The organism is Chitinophaga sp. Cy-1792, assembly GCF_011752935.1.
Taxonomy (GTDB): domain Bacteria; phylum Bacteroidota; class Bacteroidia; order Chitinophagales; family Chitinophagaceae; genus Chitinophaga.
Window position 1 is genome coordinate 47,079 of the sequence record NZ_VWWO01000001.1, and the last position, 18,806, is coordinate 65,884.

An 18,806-nucleotide genomic window follows, 5' to 3' on the forward strand; every position below is an offset into this window, starting at 1 on the left:
GATTAAAATATAGATACTCCGTAACGTGTACTATCGATTACGCACCGTGGGTGGTGTCGGTAGTAGATGATTGAGTTGGAGCAGCAGGTTTATCTTTCATTCCTTCTTCAATTTCCTGACGCACATTGTTTTTGGCATCGTTAAATTCACGGATGCCTTTACCAAGGCCACGCATCAGCTCAGGAATTTTTTTGCCACCGAACAGCAGCAACACCACAATAGCAATCAGCAGCACTTCAGAACCACCCAGATCACCGAGGAATAAAAAAGTAGATTTAGCGAAAACAGCAGTCATCTTTTTTTGATTGATTATTTAAAAATTCAGTCTACAAAGGTAAACTATAAAATCCGCTTTTTTCCGCCAAAATACAGGAGCGGATATAGATTTAATATCTTTTTAAGAAAACGAAAAAAGCGGAGCCTGCTGGCCCCGCTTATTACAAATTTCCCTGTATTTATTACTAAACCCTTTTTTCTTTAATACGGGCTGCTTTACCAGCGCGTTGACGCAGGTAGTACAGTCTTGCTCTTCTAACTTTACCTACCTTGTTTAACACGATACCATCGATGTTAGGAGAGTAAAGCGGGAACAATCTTTCAACACCAATACCGTCAGAAATTTTTCTAACAGTGAAAGACGCAGTAAACCCTGTACCCTGGATTTTCACCACATCACCTTTAAAGGACTGAATCCTTTCTTTATTACCTTCCACGATTTTATAATTGACAGTGACGTTGTCGCCTGCTTTAAACTTCGGGTACTGTTTTTTAGCTGTCAGTTGTTCGTGAACAAACGAAATTGCGTTCATCTTTCAAATATTTATGGGAGTGCAAAAGTATACTAAGAATTCACATTTACCAAATTAATAGTGCATTAATTCTGCAAAAAGTTCAAAATACCTTTGGACTAATGTTTAAGTAATTAATTTACAATAAGTCAGGTCGTCTTTCCTTGGTTCTATCTAAGGCCTGTTGATGGCGCCATTCATCGATTTTACGATGGTCGCCGCTCAGCAGCACATCGGGTACCTTCCAGCCCCTGAATTCGGTTGGGCGGGTATACACCGGCGGTGCCAGCAGATTGTCCTGGAAAGAGTCAAATAATGCGCTGGTTTCGTCATTCAGCACACCTGGCAACAGGCGGCCGATCGCATCTACCAGTACAGCTGCCCCCAGCTCACCGCCGGAAAGCACGAAATCTCCGATGGAAATCTCTTTGGTAATAAAGTGATCGCGGATACGCTGATCTATCCCTTTGTAATGGCCGCAGAGGATCATCAGGTTCCCTTTCATAGACAGCGTGTTGGCCATCTTCTGATTCAGGGTTTCACCATCGGGAGTCATGTAGATGATTTCATCGTACTCCACTTTGGCTTTCAGTGATTCTATACAGTTTACAATGGGTTCCAGCATCATTACCATGCCGGCGCCACCGCCAAACTGGTAATCATCCACCTGCTGGTGCTTCAGGGTAGAATACTCCCGCAGCGGATGCACGTGTACCTCCAGCAAACCCTTTGCCTGAGCGCGTTTCATGATGGAATGCCCCATTGGGCTTTCCAGGAGTTCCGGCAACACAGTTATAATGTCAATACGCATAATGCAGGTGTGTTTTATCAGTTCCACTACTGTTTTAATTCCCTATCAGCCGGTATAAAGCTCTACCAGGCCTTCCGGAAGCTGCAGGTGCACTACCTGGTTTTTCTTGTCCACCTTTACGAGCGATTGCTCATTGACAGGCAGTAAGGCTTCCTTGCCCTGGATCTGTACTTTTATCAATACCTGCATGGGCATTTCGATAACTTCCTCTACGGTGCCCAGTGTTCCATATTGTTCATCTTCCACTGTAAAACCCAGTAATGCCAATGGAGAAGAAGAGGCGGCCTGGCTTTTAAAATCAGCTTCCTGAAGGTAAATCTGACCGGGAAGCAGCTTTTGAGCCGCTTCCTTGGTATCAATGCCTTCCAGTTTAATATAGAGCTGTTCCGCATTTTTGGCGGTAACGTGCTGAATGAAATGAGGAATAAAAGTATTCTTTCTTTCCTCCAGGAAAACCGCTTCAACACCTTTAAGCGTGGAGCGCTTGCCCAGGCTATGTCTGACCAGGATTTCCCCTGTCAGGCCATGTGCGGACAACATTTTCCCTATACTGAAGTAATTGCTCATAATTGGAAATTAAAAAAGGAAATATTTGCGGCTGCAAATATTTCCTTTTCAGGTATTTGTAAAACGTTGCCGTTTTATGCTTCTGTACCTTCGCCTTCTGCCGGAGCAGCAGGAGTATCTTCTACTTTTCTAACGATAGGAGCAGCAAGTTTAGACTTTCTGTGTCCATCGCGGCGAGCAGAAACTTTCTGTTCGTGTTCAGCCTGCCATTGTGCAAACTTCTGGTAAGCAGTAGGCTCGTCGAACAGTCCCAGGGTAACACCTCTGAGGAGATGTTTCAAATACAATACACCTTTGAAAGAGAGGATTCTTCTTACAGTATCGGTAGGCTGAGCACCTTTCTGTAACCAACGCAATGCTTTTTCAGTATCGATGTTGATTGAAGCAGGTACAGTCAGTGGATTGTAAGTACCGATTTTCTGGATGAATTTACCATCTCTTGGAGCGCGAGCGTCAGCTACTACGATAAAGTAGAAAGGTCTTTTCTTCGCGCCATGTCTTTGCAGTCTGATTTTTACTGGCATAAATAAGTCGAGTTATTTTTTGCGAGTTAGGAAATATTGTTTAATTAGGGATGCAAATGTAACCTGTAATTCGATATTTGCAAAAAAAATTTATATAACTCAGTATAAACTTTACCCTGGTTTATCTAGAGCCCTGACAATCAAACGGATACCATTTTAAAGCTTCGGGCGGTTACATCAAATTAGCGTTTCATCATGCTACCCAGGCCTTTTCCGCCGCCGCCGAACTTATTCATCATTTTCATCATCTGACGCATCTGCTCGAACTGCTTCATGAACTGGTTTACATCCTGAATATTTTTACCGCTACCTGTTGCGATACGCTTACGACGGCTGCCATCGATCAGGTCCGGATTTCCTCTTTCTGAAGGTGTCATGGAGTTGATCATCGCCTCGATACCTTTGAAGGCATCATCGCTGATGTCGATATCCTTGATTGCCTTGCCAACCCCTGGAATCATTCCCATGAGGTCCTTCAAGTTACCCATTTTTTTGATTTGCTGGAGCTGTTCGCGAAAATCGTCAAAATCAAATTGGTTCTGGCGGATTTTCTTTTCCAGTTTTTTGGCCTGTTCTTCATTGAACTGGGCCTGTGCACGTTCTACCAGGGTAGTGATATCACCCATCCCCAGGATACGCTGTGCCATACGTTCAGGGTAGAAAACATCGAGGGTATCGAGTTTTTCACCCATACTTACGAACTTGATCGGTTTTTCAACCGTATACTTGATCGTAAGGGCAGCACCACCGCGGGTATCACCATCCAGTTTGGTCAGTACCACACCGGTGAAGTCGAGGCGATCGTTGAAGGCCTTAGCCGTATTCACCGCATCCTGACCGGTCATGGAATCCACTACGAAGAGGATTTCCTGTGGTTTAACGGCTGCTTTGACGTTGGCTACCTCGGTCATCATCGCTTCGTCTACCGCAAGGCGGCCGGCGGTATCGATGATGATGATATTATTACCATTGGATTTAGCGTGTCTGATCGCATTTTCAGCGATCTGAACGGCGTTTTTATTTTCTGGTTCGCTGTATACTTCTACCCCGATCTGTTCACCCAGTACTTTCAGCTGATCGATCGCCGCAGGGCGGTAGATATCGGCAGCAACCAGCAAAGGTTTTTTGTTCTTCTTGGATTTGAGGTAGTTCGCCAGTTTACCGGAGAAGGTAGTTTTACCGGAACCCTGTAAACCTGCGATCAGTACAACAGTAGGAGTATTTTTGATATCAAATTCGGCTTCGGTACCGCCCATCAGTTCAGCGAGTTCGTCTTTCACGATCTTCACCATGAGCTGTCCCGGAGAGATGGAGGTCAGTACCTTTTCTCCCAGTGCTTTATCTTTTACCTTATCAGTAAATTCCTTCGCAATCTTGTAGTTCACATCCGCGTCCACCAATGCGCGGCGGATTTCCTTAATGGTTGTGGCAATATTTATTTCCGAAATACGGCCTTCCCCTTTAAGTTGTTTAAACGCGGAGTCGAGCCGCTCTGATAGAGATTCAAACATTGTCGGTATTTTAAACGGATGGCAAATGTAGTTTTTTTCCCGGAGATTTTTTCAGTAAAGAATTGAATTGTAAAAGCAGACCTGTATTATGTTTTCTCCCGGTTCCCGCCCGCCGGAGGCGGGCGGGAACCGGGAAAGAATGGGCCCGGCCGATGGCCGGGCCCATTCTTTCCCGGGACAAATCACCGGGTAAACAAGCTGTATAAAATAAAAAAGCGACAGGCCCGGAGGGCCTATCGCTTTAAACCAAGATATCAATATTATCAGCTTCCCAGGTAATTGCGGAGCAATTTGCTGCGGGAAGTAGTTCTTAATTTAGTGATGGCTTTATCTTTAATCTGGCGTACACGTTCGCGTGTGAGGCCAAATTTTTCGCCAATATCTTCTAAAGACATAGGATGTTCAACGGCAATACCGAAGTACAACATGATTACATCCTTCTGACGGTCCGTTAACGTGGAAAGGGAGCGCTCAATTTCGCGGCGTAAAGAATCATGGTGATCCAGTTCTTCATCGGCGGAAACGGCATTTGGATTTTCGAGTACATCGAGGAGGGAGTTATCCTCTCCGTCAATAAAAGGCGCATCCATCGATACGTGACGGGCTGCAACGCCGAGCGTAGCTTCTACCTCATCTGTATTGATTTCAAGAATGGTAGCCAGTTCGTCGGGAGAAGGCTCGCGTTCGAACTCCTGTTCCAGCTGTGAATACGCTTTACTGATTTTGTTGCTCAGGCCTACCTTGTTGAGCGGCAGACGCACGATGCGGGATTGTTCAGCCAAAGCCTGCAGGATGGATTGACGAATCCACCATACTGCGTAGGAAATGAATTTAAAACCGCGCGTTTCATCAAAACGTTGAGCAGCTTTAATTAACCCCAGGTTGCCCTCATTGATGAGATCGCTGAGCGACAGGCCCTGATTCTGATACTGTTTAGCAACGGATACAACGAAACGAAGGTTGGCTTTGGTTAGCTTTTCCAACGCTCTCTGATCGCCCTGCTTGATCCGGATAGCAAGATTAACCTCTTCCTCCGGCGTGATTAAGTCCACTTTCCCTATCTCCTGCAGGTACTTCTCCAAGGATTGCGATTCCCTGTTAGTAATGGACTTAGTGATTTTAAGTTGGCGCATTGACATAGAGTCGGAACAGTTACAGGTTAATAAAATGTTAAGATTTGATGAATGCCTGACAAAAATAACTTTTTTTAGATACCGACCAAAAAATTTCTTAGGTTTTTAAAACATTTCAAAACAAAATCGATTGATGTTTAAGCGCTTGCAATTTTTATGAATTTTTACCATAGAAACCATCTTCGCGAATATACACCCATATATCAATATATTAATATTATTATTTATAATAATAAATAGATTTTTTTTAAAGCGAAGAAAGTTTTTTGAAGATAGTTAAAAAAAAACCGTAAATTATTTTGACAGAATAAATAATTTTCTATAATTGCAAACTGATGATATTGATTTACTAATTATTTGAGAGATGTCTAAGAAAGTGCTATACGAGCTGGAATTCCCGGTTAGATGCTCACCCTCTATTCTATACGAATTTCTTTCCACGCCGGCAGGCTTACAGGAATGGTTCGCTGATAAGGTTGACTTCAGAGATAATGTTTTCTCTTTCTCCTGGAACGGCGCGGAAGAAGAAGCGGAAGTACTGGAGCAGGAAGAGGATGAATTTATCCGTCTACATTGGACCCATGCCCCGAAAGAAGAATACTTCGAATTCAGGATTCAGATTTCTGAAGTTACCAACGAAACCATCCTGGTAGTAAAAGATTTCGCTGAAAAGAAAGAAATCAAGGACCAGAGCCAGCTATGGGAATATCAGGTAAAAGATCTGTTTCACAGAATCGGCAATTAACCAGCCTTTGTGTCTAGTAATGCAAGAAGTGCTGCGTAAGCCGCAACTACTTCCCTGCTTACTTTACCCCAATGCGCCAGCGAATATGGCTTCGCTATTTTAAGGAAATCATGACGATTAATTATTACGCTCCAATCTTCTAAACTTATACTTCCTATGGGCCTGTAATTCCCTCCTTCAAAATCATGTTCCCAGGGATCATCTCCCAGGTAAACCTGAAAACCATTACTGGCTAATACCGCATGGTTGCGTATTAATACGTTACTGAACATAGCTTTCACCCTTCCCGCAAGATGCAGGGTACTGCTAAAGTAATGCCCCCACCAAAACATGGTGCGGAACGCAAACGCATCACTATTGCTGAAAAATCGTGGATAATCCAGCATTACCCACGGCAAACCCTTATACTGCTCTCCTTTCGAGATCTTCGCATGCCTGCCCAGCCATTCCGCCTCAAACGGAAACCGCTGATGCGCCGCATGACCTGCCAGCCCCTCCTGTATCACCCCCATCAGCTGCACCGCCTTCACCATCACACGATTCTTCATCCGTAATAACTCCGCATCGGCCGCTATGGATGCCTCCGCTGCTGTCAATTCAAAATTTTCCATATAATTTAACGGTAATTTAGGGCGTTCTTTACGCTCCTTTGTGAAATCATACTAACTTTACGGTTTATAGTACCCGGAAGCTCGTGTATACGAAGTTCGGGATTCAGATCAAATACAGCATTATCAGTGAAAAAACTCGACAAACTCATTATAAAAACATTTCTTGGTCCCTTTATAGCCACTTTTTTCGTGACGCTGTTTGTACTGATTATGCAGTTCCTGTGGAAGTACATCGACGATCTGGTGGGAAAAGGACTGGATACCATGGTAATCATTCAGCTGATTGCCTATACCAGTGCAACGCTTGTAACCCTGGCACTTCCGCTGGCTGTACTCCTCTCCTCCATCATGACCTTCGGGAACCTGGGTGAAAGTTTTGAGCTTGTAGCCCTGAAATCAGCCGGCATCTCCCTGCTGCGCTTTATCAGACCTCTCCTGGCCATCTGTACCGTCATCGCCATCGGCGCCTTCCTGTTTGCCAACTACGTCATCCCTGTAGCCAACCTCCAGGCCAAATCACTCCTCTGGGATATCACCAATGCCAAACCGGCATTCAATATCAAAGCAGGTGTTTTTTATAAAGATATTCCCGGCTATACCATCAAGGTAGCCCAGAAAGATAAAGATAACCAGACCATCCACCAGGTCATCATATTTGACCACTCTACCGGTGGAGGCGACAAAATTATTACTGCGGAAAAAGGCCAGATGGTGCTTACTGCCAATAAACGTTTTCTCTACTTCATCCTGGAAAACGGCTGGAGATACGAAGAACGTGGCAACCGTGGCTTCACCGTACCACCGGACATGATCCGGTTTGGTTTCCATAAATACAGTAAGGCTTTTGACCTCAGCGCGTTTGCATTCAACCGCCTGAACATGGACCTTTTTGCATCCAACCAGCAGATGCTGAACGTCCGCCAGCTGGACCAGGCCATCGATTCGCTCCAGAAAGTGGAAGCTACCTATGGTAAAACCATGCACGCCTATGTATCCAGCCGGTATACTTTCTCCAAATGGAAAGACAGCGCCTGGGCCAAAACTGTACCACCCCTTAAAGTAAAAGATTTCGAAGAGGTTATTCCGTTGGAACAGCGCAGAAATGTGCTGGAGAGAGCGGAACAAACCGTTCGTGAAGGCTTAAGTGCCCTGGAAACTCCTGCTAAAGACTATGAAGACCGACATGGAGCTATATTAATGCACAAAGTAGAATGGCAGCGTAAATTCACACTGGCGGCAGCATGTATCGTGATGTTCCTGATAGGTGCTCCACTGGGTTCTATTATCCGTAAGGGCGGATTGGGTACCCCACTTGTGTTTGCGGTTATCTTCTTTGTGATATTTAACGTATTTTTCATGATCGGAGAGAAGATGGCCAGAAGTGGTGTCATGATGACCTGGTCGGGGATGTGGCTCTCCAATATTGTATTGTTGCCAATCGCGGCTTTTTTAATTTATAAAGCCATGAATGATTCGCAGCTTTTCAATAAAGAATTCTATTTTCGCATTATACAAAAAGTTAAGAAGTTCTTACGGAGATTTAAAAGGCAACCTACAACTTAAAACCTACAAAAAGTGAAAACGCTGCTTACACTGTTCAGAAAGAATGCCTACTTCTTTCTGCCATTCTTCTCATGGGTGATCCTGGGAGGTGTATTGCTTTGCTCCATTGGCCAACGTGAGCTGTTTCTCCACATCAACGGAGTACATGCTTCCTGGGCAGACATGGTAGTAACAGGAATGACCTATCTCGGCGATGGTATCATGTTTAGCCTGGTATTATTGCTGATGTTAGTTACCAAAAGATTCAAGCTCTTTTTTACCGGGCTGGCTTCTTTTCTGCTGGCCGTACTCATCGTACAGGTAGCTAAACATTATTATTGCGCCCCCCGCCCGATCAGCTATTTTGGCGACCAGGCAGGCGCATTGGTTCATACCGTAAAATGGGTAACTGTTCATAGCAGCAACAGCTTCCCTTCCGGCCATTCTGCCGGTGCTTTTGCCATGTTCTGCTTTCTTTCCCTTGTTCTTCCTAACAAAAGATGGGGTATCGCATTCATTGCGCTTGCACTCATTGCCGGTTATTCCAGAATCTACCTCGCTCAACATTTCTTCGCAGATGTTTATGTAGGTAGTATCATCGGAACATTAAGTTCCATCGCCGCTTATAGCTTTTTCCAATTCCGTAATACCACTTCTGCCAATGAACTATGTGCAGAAGCCATTTTAAATGCCAACGCGCCAGCTTAGAAAAATTTTCTGATTTATAATGAGATATCTGTTGATTGCCATCGTGGCGGCCTTGTTGTTTATTCCTTTCCTCGGTGCAGTGCACCTTTTTGACTGGGACGAAATAAACTTCGCTGAAGCCGCAAGGGAAATGATTGTCACGCACAACTTTAGTCAGGTTCAAATCGATTTCAGACCTTTCTGGGAAAAACCACCTTTATTCATCTGGATGCAGGCCGGCAGTATGATGCTTTTTGGCGTCAACGACTTCGCAGCACGTTTCCCTAATGCAATCATTGGTATCATCACCCTGTTATCTGTATATGCTATCGGCAAAAAAACTGCTGATGAAAAGCTGGGGCTCTGGTGGGCACTGGTATATGCAGGTTCATGGTTACCTCATTTCTATTTCAAATCCGGGATTATAGACCCTACTTTTAACCTGTTTATCTTCCTGTCCATCTATTTCGCGCATCGCATTGCCTTTGCTGAGAAACCGTTGTACATGGCGGTGATCAGCGGCTTCCTACTGGGGCTCGCTGTACTGACCAAAGGACCTGTGGCGATACTGGTAGCCATCCTTTGCCTGCTGGTATACTGGATTGTTAACAAAGGCCGTATTGCCATCAGATTCTCGCATATCGGGCTCATCGCTTTATTCGCCTGCTTCACTACCCTGCTCTGGTTTGGTTATGAAATCATTGCCCATGGCTGGTGGTTTGTCAACGAATTCGTGAAATACCAGATCCGCCTGCTGACTACAGAAGACGCGGGGCATGGCGGGCCATTCTTCTACCACTGGATAGTGTTGCTGGCAGGCTGCTTTCCTGCAAGCATATTTCTTTTCACGTATTTCCAGGGGAAAAAGCAGTCTATTTACAGTGGCGGTGCTGCTAACCAGGAATTGAAGGATTTCAAAAAATGGATGTGGGTATTGTTCTGGGTGGTACTGATCCTGTTTTCTATTGTTAAAACGAAGATCGTACACTATTCTTCCCTCTGCTATTTTCCGCTTACCTTCCTGGCTGCCAACCAGGTTTACCAATTGGCAGAAGGCAAAATACGCCTTCGTGGGTGGGTTCTTGGCCTATTACTCTGCATTGGTGTAATACTGGGAATTGCCATCGGGCTGTTGCCATTGGTGGGTGTATATAAAAACGAGTTGATTCCTTATATCGGCGATAAGTTTGCAGTTGCTAACCTACAGGCAGATGTACCGTGGTCGGTTACTGAAGCGGGTTACGGCATTGGTTACGCCATATTGGTGATTATCAGCGGTGTACTACTGGCAAAGAAAAAGATAAGGCAGGGTCTGATCTGCCTGTTTGTAAGTACTATCGTGGCAATACAGGTTACTGTCGTACATTTTGTGCCTAAAGTGGAAGCCTATTCACAGCGGGCGGCTATCGAATTCTTTGAGTCGCTGCAAGGCAAGGATGTATATGTGAAGGCACTGAGCTATCACAGTTATGCACAGCATTATTACAGCAGGGAAATGCCGCATGCCAACCAGAATTACTATAATCTGGACTGGCTGCTAAATGGTCAGATAGATAAACCTGCGTATTTCATCTGCAGGATCACCGATGCTGACGAATACAGGCATCATCCTAATCTGGAGGTAATTGGAGAGAAGAACGGGTTTGTATTCTTCAGACGTAAATAACGCACTATCATAAAAAGGGCTGGCCATCGGTTTTCACCTGATGGCCAGCCCTTAAATATTAAAGCTGCTATCAGCCGATAGCAGCTTTGTATCTTTTGTCCACTTCATTCCAGTTGATAACATTCCAGAATGCGTTGATATAGTCAGGACGTTTATTCTGGTAATGGAGATAATAGGCATGTTCCCATACATCCAGGGCCAGTATTGGTGCTCCTTTATCCGTTACGATATTAGTCATCAACGGGTTATCCTGGTTAGGGGTGCTTGTTATTGCCAGTTTTTTATCTTTTGTAACGATTACCCATGCCCAGCCTGAACCGAATACTGTTTTTGCTGCGTCGTTGAATTTGGTCTGGAAGGCTTCCCATGATCCAAAATCTTTATTGATAGCGGCTTTCAGTTTATCGGAAGGGGTTGTTTTCTCTGGCGACAGGAGTGTCCAGAAAAGGGAGTGATTGTAGTGACCGCCACCGTTGTTACGGATTGCTTTGTCGGCAGGATTGGTGGTAACTTTGTTCAGGATCTGTTCGAGGGTAAGCGATGCATAAGGTGTATTATTCACTGCATCATTAAGATTTTTGACATAGGCGCCATGGTGTTTATCATGATGGATTTCCATGGTGAGTTTGTCGATGTTAGGCTCCAGGGCGTCATAGCCATAAGTCAGTGGAGGTAAAACGAATGGGGCTTTAGGATCAGCAGCATTAGTTTTCACAGGAGCTGCGGTAGTCGCCAGACTACTGAGCGGACCGCTCAGTACAGCGGCGCCGGCGAGGCCGGTAAGCTTGATAAATTCTCTTTTGTTCATATGAAAAGATTGAATTTGTTTAAACTGATGGTATTCACAAATCTACTGGTTAGCAGGATAAAAATTTTATCAAATTTTACACCAATCAGATGACTTTAAAATTTCTACAAAATATTTCAGGATATCTATAGTATTGAGAACCAGTATACCAGGTGATTTCACCCCGTCATTTCCACAAAAATTGAACGTGACAATATGGATAATTCTGGAAATAATACTATTTTACCATTACCTTCATGTGAAGATCAATCGATTTTAATCTTTTTCGACTAATGAGACTATTTATCCCGGGCGCCGCTAACTTCGGAGATAGAAATGCAACCCTTGCTGCTATGGCCAACAAAAATCATTATCAGCAATTTCTTCTGCTGGCTTATTCCGTTGTTAGTATGACCGAGTTGATCAGATTAAAGCGCATCAGTTCCAGCATTGTTTAAGCAGCATGGAAGCAATCGTAAACCTGGTTATAAATTAATATAAAAGCATCCCAGTTACATGCTTAAGGTTAGAGTATTCAAGGCGATAGAGTATCCTGAAGAATGTTTGCAGTATATTGCAGGGCATCGTAAAGTGTTAGAAGCATACGGTGTAACAAAAGTTACGTCTGCGAACGTGGACTGGATGTACGAGCCTTATACCTATATCATCACCGTTAGCAACGACGACTATACGAAAATGTATGGTGGCTGTCGTATTCAGCTGGCAGGTGGCAGCGTTCCTTTACCCATCGAAAGTGCCATCAATACCATGGACCCTCGTATTTTTGGTATTGTCAAGGACCTGGCAGATGGCGGTGGTACCGGCGAATTTTGCGGCCTCTGGAATTCCAGGGAAGTAGCAGGCTGGGGAATCGGCAGCATCGTGCTGTTCCGTGTAGTAAATGCGGTATTGAACCAGTTGCCGGTAACAACATTTCTTGGATTTTGCGCCCAGACAACCTTCAGGAACAGTATCCGTACCGGTTATCAGATCATGACAAATATAGGTAACCAGGGAACATTCTACTACCCGAAGGAAGACCTGATCGCTACCGCCCTTATCCTCCAGGATCCGCTGGAACTAAAAAGCGCCCATCCCGAGGACAGGGAGAGAATGCTGAGTTTGCGTAATAACCCCGTACAGACTATCATTGAAAAAGGACCCAAGGGAGAAATGCAGGTAGACTATGACCTTAGAATAATGTCAGCAGCAACTTCCGAGCTGCCATTGGTTAAATAGCAACAAATTTCTGAAATGAGCATAATACTAGAAGAGGCTTTAGCAGCAGGCAACAAGGATAATAACGAAAGAAAGGTAGTTTTTTATCACCTGCAGCAGCCAGCACAAAAAGCTGCATTAGAAGCACTGCTAAAACAGCACCCCCACATCTGTGTTTACGACGCCTTTACGGCACAGCTCGCGGAACTGATCAAACTCCGCAACCCTACCCAACGACTCACCGATCAGCAAATCCAGGAACATATCAGGGAATATCTTGGCAGCACACCAGCCGCGCAACTTGGCGTTTGGGTGTATTATCCCTGGTCTTACCGACTGGTGCACATATTGGATGAGGCTGAATTTATCGAACTCCGTACCAGCAGAAATCAGCAGAAAATAACTACCGCAGAAAGGAATAAACTGGCAGGTAAGAAAATTGGCGTGATAGGATTATCCGTTGGGCAGAGCGTGGCATTGGCACTGGCCATGGAGCGGCTCTGTGGCGAGTTACGTATTGCTGACTTTGATACCCTCGACCTCAGCAATATGAACCGTATCCGTACGGGCGTACATAATGTTGGTACACGTAAAACGGTACTGGTAGCCAGAGAAATTGCAGAAATAGATCCTTTCATCGTTGTTCGTTGTTATGATGAAGGTATTACTGACGATAACATTGATGGATTCCTTACTGAAAACGGTAAACTGGACATACTGGTAGAAGAATGCGATGGCCTGGATGTAAAGATCCTCGCCCGCCTGAAAGCCAGAGCACAGGGTATCCCGGTGTTAATGGATACCAGCGACAGAGGCATGGTTGATGTGGAAAGGTTTGATGTCCATCCTGATTTACCTATCTTGCATGGAAGAGTGCCTGCAACACTGACCCCTGCAGAAGTACGTAGCATGGAGGGACCTGCCCGCATGGCACTGGTAGATAGTATCGTCAATTTTAGCGCGTTATCCCCTAAAATGCAATTGTCATTGCAGGAAATCGGGAAAACCATCACCACCTGGCCACAGCTGGCGTCAGCTGTTATGCTGGGAGGAGCAGCCATCGCACATGTCTGCAGAGAAATTTCCCTGGGTAGCGACATTCATTCCGGCCGATATTATGTAGACCTGGAACAAATTTTCAAAACATCAAAGTGATTACCTTATAAAAATGCGACATCTGATCCAACCGGTATATTATAAATTCGTATGCCTGTTACTGTTAGTAACATCTTTCTCTTTACCAGCTTGGGCAGATACCATTAATATTTCAAATAATTATCCCATCCAGCTGGCTGAATACGGCCAGCTGGAATATTTATTAGATCCTCCCGGGAAACTGGAATTCAAGGATATCCTTCATGACGGCAAGTTCCTGAAATTACAGAAACAGATTCCCAACTTCGGCATCACCAAAGACGCCATATGGTTGCGGTTCACCGTACAGAACACCACCTCTGAAGGAGAACTGATGTTTGACGTCACCTACCCTATTCTCGATCTCATCGACCTTTACTATCCTGATAAGAACGGGCATTTCCAGATGATTCCCGGTGGTGAATTAAGACCCTACAACAAAAGACCTGTTAATCACCAGAATTTCGTTTATAATATTAAAATCCCGCAGGGCACTGCACAAACATTTTACCTGCGCATACAAAGCCGGGAAGCAGTACTGGTGCCCATCTACATCGGTACCGCCAGAGAAATCTATAACAAGCTATATAATGACGATCTGCTGTTGTCTATCTACATCGGTATTATTCTCGTCATGATCTTCTATAATACCTTTATCTTCTTCTCTGTACGCGACTGGAGCTATTTCTACTATATCATATATATCTTCTTTGTTGGTCTGGCACAGGTATGTCTGCAAGGCTTTGGCTACCGGTTTTTCTGGAACAACAATATCTTCATTACCGAGCAAAGTGTGCTGTGGGCGGGGGCTTTATCGGGTATCTCCGTGTTGGTATTCGTACAAAACTTCCTGCATGTAAAGGAAAAAGCGCCATGGGCCTATCGGATATTTACCCTGTTCATCATCGTCTATTCCAGTACTATAGTGATGAGCTTACTGGGTTATTTCAGTATAGCCTATGCCGTTATAGATTTCCTGGCAATTACCGGCGTCAGCTTTATTCTGCTGTTTGCCGTATCACAGGCCTTCCGACATTCCAAGCCGGCAAGAATCTTTGTACTGGCCTGGACCATCTTCATTCTGGCGGTGATTGTATTTGTATTGAAAGATATCGGCATTATCCCCTATAACATTTTCACGAGCCATATCCTGGTGATCGGATCAGGTATGGAAGTCGTATTACTGTCGTTTGCACTGGCAGATAAAATCAATACTTTTAAAGCAGAGAAAGAGGCCTCTCAGGCGCTCGCACTGCAGATTTCCAAGGAAAATGAGCAACTGGTAAGAGAGCAGAATATTATCCTGGAAGCGAAGGTACAGGAGCGTACGGAAGAGTTGCAGAACAGTAACAAGGACCTGAATATTGCCCTCACCAACCTGAAAGATACCCAGACAAGGCTGGTAGAAAAGGAAAAGATGGCATCCCTCGGTCAGCTGACCGCCGGTATTGCCCATGAAATCAATAACCCTATCAATTTCGTTACTTCCAATATCAAGCCATTAAAGATGGATATAGCAGACCTCAGAAGCCTGCTGAACCGCTACGACGACCTGAAAACCAGTCCGGATATTCAACAGGAACTCAGCAGTATTGAAAAGTTCAAACGGGAAATTGATATTGATTATATTCACGAGGAGATTTCTTCCCTGATAAAAGGGATTGAGGACGGGGCTGCCAGAACAGCTGAAATTGTGAAAGGGCTACGTACCTTTAGCAGACTGGACGAGAGTGATGTGAAATCAATTGATATTCACGAAGGTTTGGATTCCACGTTGGTATTGCTGCGTAACGGCATACCTTCCAATGTCAACATCATCAAACACTACAGTGAGTTACCCAAGATAGAGTGCTATGCAGGAAAGGTGAACCAGGTATTTATGAATATCCTGTCGAACTCACTCAATGCCATTAAAACCAAAAAAGAGCAGACAGATCACGAATCGATCACCATCTCTACCAAACAGGAAGGTGAATTTGTTGTTATTACAATTAAAGATACCGGTATTGGTATGTCTGCAGAGGTAAAAGAAAAAATATTTGATCCGTTTTTTACTACTAAGGATGTCGGCGAAGGAACGGGCTTAGGACTTTCCATTGTATTTAGCATCATTGAGAAGCACAGGGGTAAAATTATCGTGAATTCAGCCCCTGGAGAGGGTGCAGAATTTATTATATATTTACCGCTGGACCTTTCAAGTCACCTGTAGTATTTAACCATAACTGCCATTGATGAAAGAGAACCGAATCAGAATTTTATACATCGATGATGAGATCCATAACCTGAACGCTTTTAAGGCTGCTTTCCGAAGAAGTTATGAGATCTATACGGCTACGTCTGCCCAGGAAGGCAAGCTGCTGTTGAAGGAGATAATGGTGCATATCATTATCGCCGATCAGAAGATGCCCGTATCTACAGGGGTAGAGTTTTTTAATGAGATAAAGGACGTATTGCCCGACCCGATGCGTATCCTGCTTACAGGGTATACAGATGTCGATGATATCATCGATGCGATCAACAAAGGACATATCTTCTCCTACATAAAAAAACCATGGGATGAGCATGAGCTGCATCGCACGATCAACAATGCCTATGAGATCTATGCTACCAGAAGGCAGTTGAAAGAAAAGATAGCAGAACTGGAAAAAACGAATGATGAACTGAACAGGTTTATCTATTCCACTTCCCATGACCTCCGTTCTCCGCTGATGTCTGTACTGGGTATTATTAATCTTTCCAGACTGGATAACAGTGTGACCGATCCTAACGGATACCTGAACATGGTAGAAACCTGTGTATTGAAACTCGATGGTTTTATCCAGAAAATAATCGAATATTACAGGAATTCACGGCTGGAAGTAGAGCATGAAAAGATAGAATTTACTAACCTGCTCAGCGACTGTATCACTGTTTTTCAACCGCAGAACACGGATATACGTTTTCAGACGCAGGTGGAGCAGCATATGGATTTCCGGGGAGATACCTTCCGTATCAGCGTTATACTGAACAATCTGATTTCCAATGCTGTTAAATACCAAAAACCAGATGAGGCCAATCCGATGGTACATCTTTCTGTAAAGGTAGAACCACACAAAGCTACCATCTGGATAAGGGATAATGGCATAGGCATCTTGAGCGAGCATTTGAATAATATCTTCAAAATGTTCTTCCGGTCGAAGAATAACAACAAGCCTGGTAGTGGAATCGGGTTATATATCGTTAAGGAGGCATTGACCAAAATTGGCGGTACCATTAACGTCGAGTCCAAATACGGAGAAGGCACTCAATTTGAAATTACTATTCCAAACAGAAATGAATTCGATACCTGATCTGAGAGTCATATTGATCGACGACAATGAAATTGATCTGTTGCTGCATGAGAAATTAATCACTTTGCAACAGATCAGCAGAACCGTGCTCTCGTTTCTGAATCCGAATAAAGCGCTGGAATTCCTGTCCAGCAATATTTCCCTGCCGCGTATCCCTCCTACTGTCATCCTGCTGGATATTCAGATGCCGGAAATGGATGGATTTGAATTTTTGCAGGCATTCGATAGTTATCCACAAAAGATAAAGTCACAGTGCCATATCATTATGGTATCTTCTACACTGGATTATAGCGATATTACCCGTACCAATGCCAATCCGCTCGTAACAAAATTACTCCGCAAACCCTTACTGCTGAAGGAACTTAAGGAAACAGTAGAAGGAATTTTCAAAGATTTTGTATAAAATGTTTGGTTTTCAAAGAAAAAATATATTTTTGCATCCCGCAAGGGCAAAAGAACATGGGGGATTAGCTCATCTGGTAGAGCGCAAGCATGGCATGTTTGAGGTGAGCGGTTCGAGCCCGCTATCCTCCACCCAGTAAAGAAAAAGCTGCTTCAATCGAAGCAGCTTTTTCTTTTTATACCTGCCTTATTTTCTCCCCAACTTTCCAGTAACTTAGATCATACATTCACTCCTGATAATATGAAACCTACATTTTTCGCTACACCAAAGGATTTTCGTGACTGGCTGCACAAAAATCATCTCAAAGAAACAGAACTACTCGTGGGATTTTTCAAAACAGGTAGTGGTAAACCCAGTATTACCTGGCCTGAATCTGTAGACCAGGCGATCTGTTTCGGCTGGATTGATGGTGTGAGAAAAACGATCGATGAACATAGCTATACCATCCGTTTTACACCACGTAAGGCCGGCAGCATATGGAGCGCCATAAATATCGCTAAGGTGGCCAGCTTACAGGAAAAAGGGCTCATGTTCCCGGCAGGCATCGCGATCTTCGAAAAGCGAAAAACAGATAATACAAAGAAATATTCCTTTGAGCAGGATAAGGAAAACGTGAAGCTGACACCAGCACATGAAAAGGCTTTCAAAGCCAATAAGGTTGCCTGGAAATTTTTCACTTCCCAGGCAGCAGGATATCAACACCAGGTAACGTGGTACATACAAAGCGCCAAGCAGGAGGCTACCCGTGAAAAGCGGCTACAGGAAGCCATTGAGTTCTCAGCCAGGGAGGAGAAGGTGGAGCGGTTTATAAAATATCACAAGAAAAAATAATCATCTTTATAAAGAAAAAAGAGCTAACGTTAATGAATATACGTTAGCTCTTTTTTTATTTACATGGGCTTGGTCACATTGATCATCCAGTTAAAACCATATTTATCTACCAACATTCCAAAACGTTTTGCCCAGAATGTTTCAGCCAGCGGCATGGTAACCTTACCACCATTAGAAAGACTCTTAAAAATAGTTTCTGCATCTTCAATATCTTCCAAATTAAACGTCAGACTGACATTTGTACCGGTCACCGTCTTATCAGCACTCATATTATCGCTGGCCATCAGGTTAAAGCCACTTCCTTTAAGAATGGCATGCATGACCTGGTTATGATATTCCTCCGGAATCTGGTCTTTGGCAGGAGAATCTTTCACCAGCATTATCATCAGTTGTCCGCCAAGTGCACTTTTGTAGAAACTCATAGCATCTGCACAGTTGCCATTAAAGGAGAGATAAGGTTCTAGTGTTGCCATAACAATGAATTTAGGATTACAGGATAACTATAAAGTTACTGCAATT

Annotated in this window: 21 protein-coding genes and 1 tRNA gene; 12 read left to right on the forward strand and 10 right to left on the reverse strand. The window is 44.0% G+C overall.

Annotation, left to right across the window (positions count from 1 at the left end; translation table 11 throughout):
* Positions 1-37 precede the first annotated feature (37 nt).
* The 7 genes from F3J22_RS00185 to F3J22_RS00215 form a co-directional block, all read right to left on the reverse strand.
* Entirely contained in the window at positions 38-295 is a 258-nt protein-coding gene (locus F3J22_RS00185) for a twin-arginine translocase TatA/TatE family subunit (RefSeq protein ID WP_167013103.1), read from the reverse strand.
* Between the two features lie 166 nt (positions 296-461).
* Positions 462-809, reverse strand: coding sequence for a 50S ribosomal protein L19 (rplS, locus tag F3J22_RS00190; RefSeq protein ID WP_167013105.1), 348 nt, complete (start codon positions 807-809; stop codon positions 462-464).
* A gap of 118 nt (positions 810-927) precedes the next feature.
* Complete coding sequence (gene trmD / locus F3J22_RS00195) at positions 928-1,599, reverse strand: tRNA (guanosine(37)-N1)-methyltransferase TrmD (protein WP_167013107.1); 672 nt, start codon at positions 1,597-1,599, stop codon at positions 928-930.
* A 45-nt stretch (positions 1,600-1,644) separates the two neighbouring features.
* Positions 1,645-2,166 carry a ribosome maturation factor RimM gene (rimM, locus tag F3J22_RS00200; RefSeq protein WP_167013109.1) on the reverse strand — a complete coding sequence of 174 codons (522 nt, stop codon included), beginning with the start codon at positions 2,164-2,166 and terminating at the stop codon, positions 1,645-1,647.
* Positions 2,167-2,240: 74 nt separating this feature from the next.
* Positions 2,241-2,690: a 30S ribosomal protein S16 gene (gene rpsP / locus F3J22_RS30730; RefSeq protein WP_167013111.1), complete on the reverse strand. Its 450-nt coding sequence runs from the start codon at positions 2,688-2,690 to the stop codon at positions 2,241-2,243.
* A gap of 182 nt (positions 2,691-2,872) precedes the next feature.
* On the reverse strand, positions 2,873-4,201 hold the full coding sequence (ffh, locus tag F3J22_RS00210; protein ID WP_167013113.1) for a signal recognition particle protein: 1,329 nt from the start codon (positions 4,199-4,201) through the stop codon (positions 2,873-2,875).
* Between the two features lie 263 nt (positions 4,202-4,464).
* Positions 4,465-5,334, reverse strand: coding sequence for an RNA polymerase sigma factor RpoD/SigA (locus F3J22_RS00215; protein WP_073083942.1), 870 nt, complete (start codon positions 5,332-5,334; stop codon positions 4,465-4,467).
* 364 nt (positions 5,335-5,698) lie between these two features.
* Here F3J22_RS00215 and F3J22_RS00220 point away from each other — a divergent pair, with 364 nt between their 5' ends.
* A complete protein-coding gene (locus F3J22_RS00220; protein ID WP_167013115.1) occupies positions 5,699-6,079 on the forward strand; it encodes an START-like domain-containing protein in 381 nt (126 codons plus the stop codon).
* Here the strand turns inward: F3J22_RS00220 and F3J22_RS00225 are convergent.
* A complete protein-coding gene (locus tag F3J22_RS00225; protein WP_167013117.1) occupies positions 6,076-6,690 on the reverse strand; it encodes a hypothetical protein in 615 nt (204 codons plus the stop codon). The genes F3J22_RS00220 and F3J22_RS00225 overlap by 4 nt on opposite strands.
* A 126-nt stretch (positions 6,691-6,816) precedes the next feature.
* Here F3J22_RS00225 and F3J22_RS00230 point away from each other — a divergent pair, with 126 nt between their 5' ends.
* From F3J22_RS00230 to F3J22_RS00240, 3 genes are read left to right on the forward strand one after another with little or no spacing between them, the layout of a single operon-like run.
* Positions 6,817-8,253, forward strand: coding sequence for an LptF/LptG family permease (locus F3J22_RS00230; RefSeq protein WP_167013119.1), 1,437 nt, complete (start codon positions 6,817-6,819; stop codon positions 8,251-8,253).
* 12 nt (positions 8,254-8,265) lie between these two features.
* Positions 8,266-8,940: a phosphatase PAP2 family protein gene (locus F3J22_RS00235; RefSeq protein WP_167013127.1), complete on the forward strand. Its 675-nt coding sequence runs from the start codon at positions 8,266-8,268 to the stop codon at positions 8,938-8,940.
* Between the two features lie 19 nt (positions 8,941-8,959).
* Entirely contained in the window at positions 8,960-10,585 is a 1,626-nt protein-coding gene (locus F3J22_RS00240) for a glycosyltransferase family 39 protein (RefSeq protein ID WP_167013129.1), read from the forward strand.
* Positions 10,586-10,655: 70 nt separating this feature from the next.
* On the opposite strand, the gene F3J22_RS00245 is transcribed toward F3J22_RS00240, so the two are convergent.
* Entirely contained in the window at positions 10,656-11,393 is a 738-nt protein-coding gene (locus tag F3J22_RS00245; protein WP_167013131.1) for a superoxide dismutase, read from the reverse strand.
* A 272-nt stretch (positions 11,394-11,665) separates the two neighbouring features.
* Between F3J22_RS00245 and F3J22_RS00250 the strand changes: the two genes are divergently transcribed.
* From F3J22_RS00250 to F3J22_RS00285, 8 genes are all read left to right on the forward strand, one after another.
* Positions 11,666-11,830 carry a hypothetical protein gene (locus F3J22_RS00250; RefSeq protein ID WP_167013133.1) on the forward strand — a complete coding sequence of 55 codons (165 nt, stop codon included), beginning with the start codon at positions 11,666-11,668 and terminating at the stop codon, positions 11,828-11,830.
* Positions 11,831-11,888: 58 nt separating this feature from the next.
* Positions 11,889-12,611, forward strand: coding sequence for a hypothetical protein (locus F3J22_RS00255; RefSeq protein WP_167013135.1), 723 nt, complete (start codon positions 11,889-11,891; stop codon positions 12,609-12,611).
* 15 nt (positions 12,612-12,626) lie between these two features.
* Positions 12,627-13,745, forward strand: a complete 1,119-nt coding sequence (locus F3J22_RS00260; RefSeq protein WP_167013137.1) for a ThiF family adenylyltransferase — start codon at positions 12,627-12,629, stop codon at positions 13,743-13,745.
* Between the two features lie 13 nt (positions 13,746-13,758).
* Positions 13,759-15,933: a 7TM diverse intracellular signaling domain-containing protein gene (locus tag F3J22_RS30650; protein WP_167013139.1), complete on the forward strand. Its 2,175-nt coding sequence runs from the start codon at positions 13,759-13,761 to the stop codon at positions 15,931-15,933.
* A gap of 22 nt (positions 15,934-15,955) precedes the next feature.
* Positions 15,956-17,053, forward strand: coding sequence for an ATP-binding protein (locus tag F3J22_RS00270; RefSeq protein WP_167013140.1), 1,098 nt, complete (start codon positions 15,956-15,958; stop codon positions 17,051-17,053).
* Entirely contained in the window at positions 17,037-17,456 is a 420-nt protein-coding gene (locus tag F3J22_RS00275) for a two-component system response regulator (protein WP_167013142.1), read from the forward strand. The genes F3J22_RS00270 and F3J22_RS00275 overlap by 17 nt, the downstream gene beginning before the upstream one ends.
* Positions 17,457-17,514: 58 nt before the next feature.
* Positions 17,515-17,587 (forward strand) — tRNA-Ala (locus F3J22_RS00280).
* A 109-nt stretch (positions 17,588-17,696) separates the two neighbouring features.
* Positions 17,697-18,287, forward strand: coding sequence for a YdeI family protein (locus F3J22_RS00285; RefSeq protein ID WP_167013144.1), 591 nt, complete (start codon positions 17,697-17,699; stop codon positions 18,285-18,287).
* A gap of 59 nt (positions 18,288-18,346) precedes the next feature.
* On the opposite strand, the gene F3J22_RS00290 is transcribed toward F3J22_RS00285, so the two are convergent.
* The gene (locus F3J22_RS00290) at positions 18,347-18,760 is read right to left on the reverse strand and encodes a VOC family protein (protein WP_167013146.1); all 414 of its coding nucleotides are present in this window, start codon (positions 18,758-18,760) and stop codon (positions 18,347-18,349) included.
* Positions 18,761-18,806 lie beyond the last annotated feature (46 nt).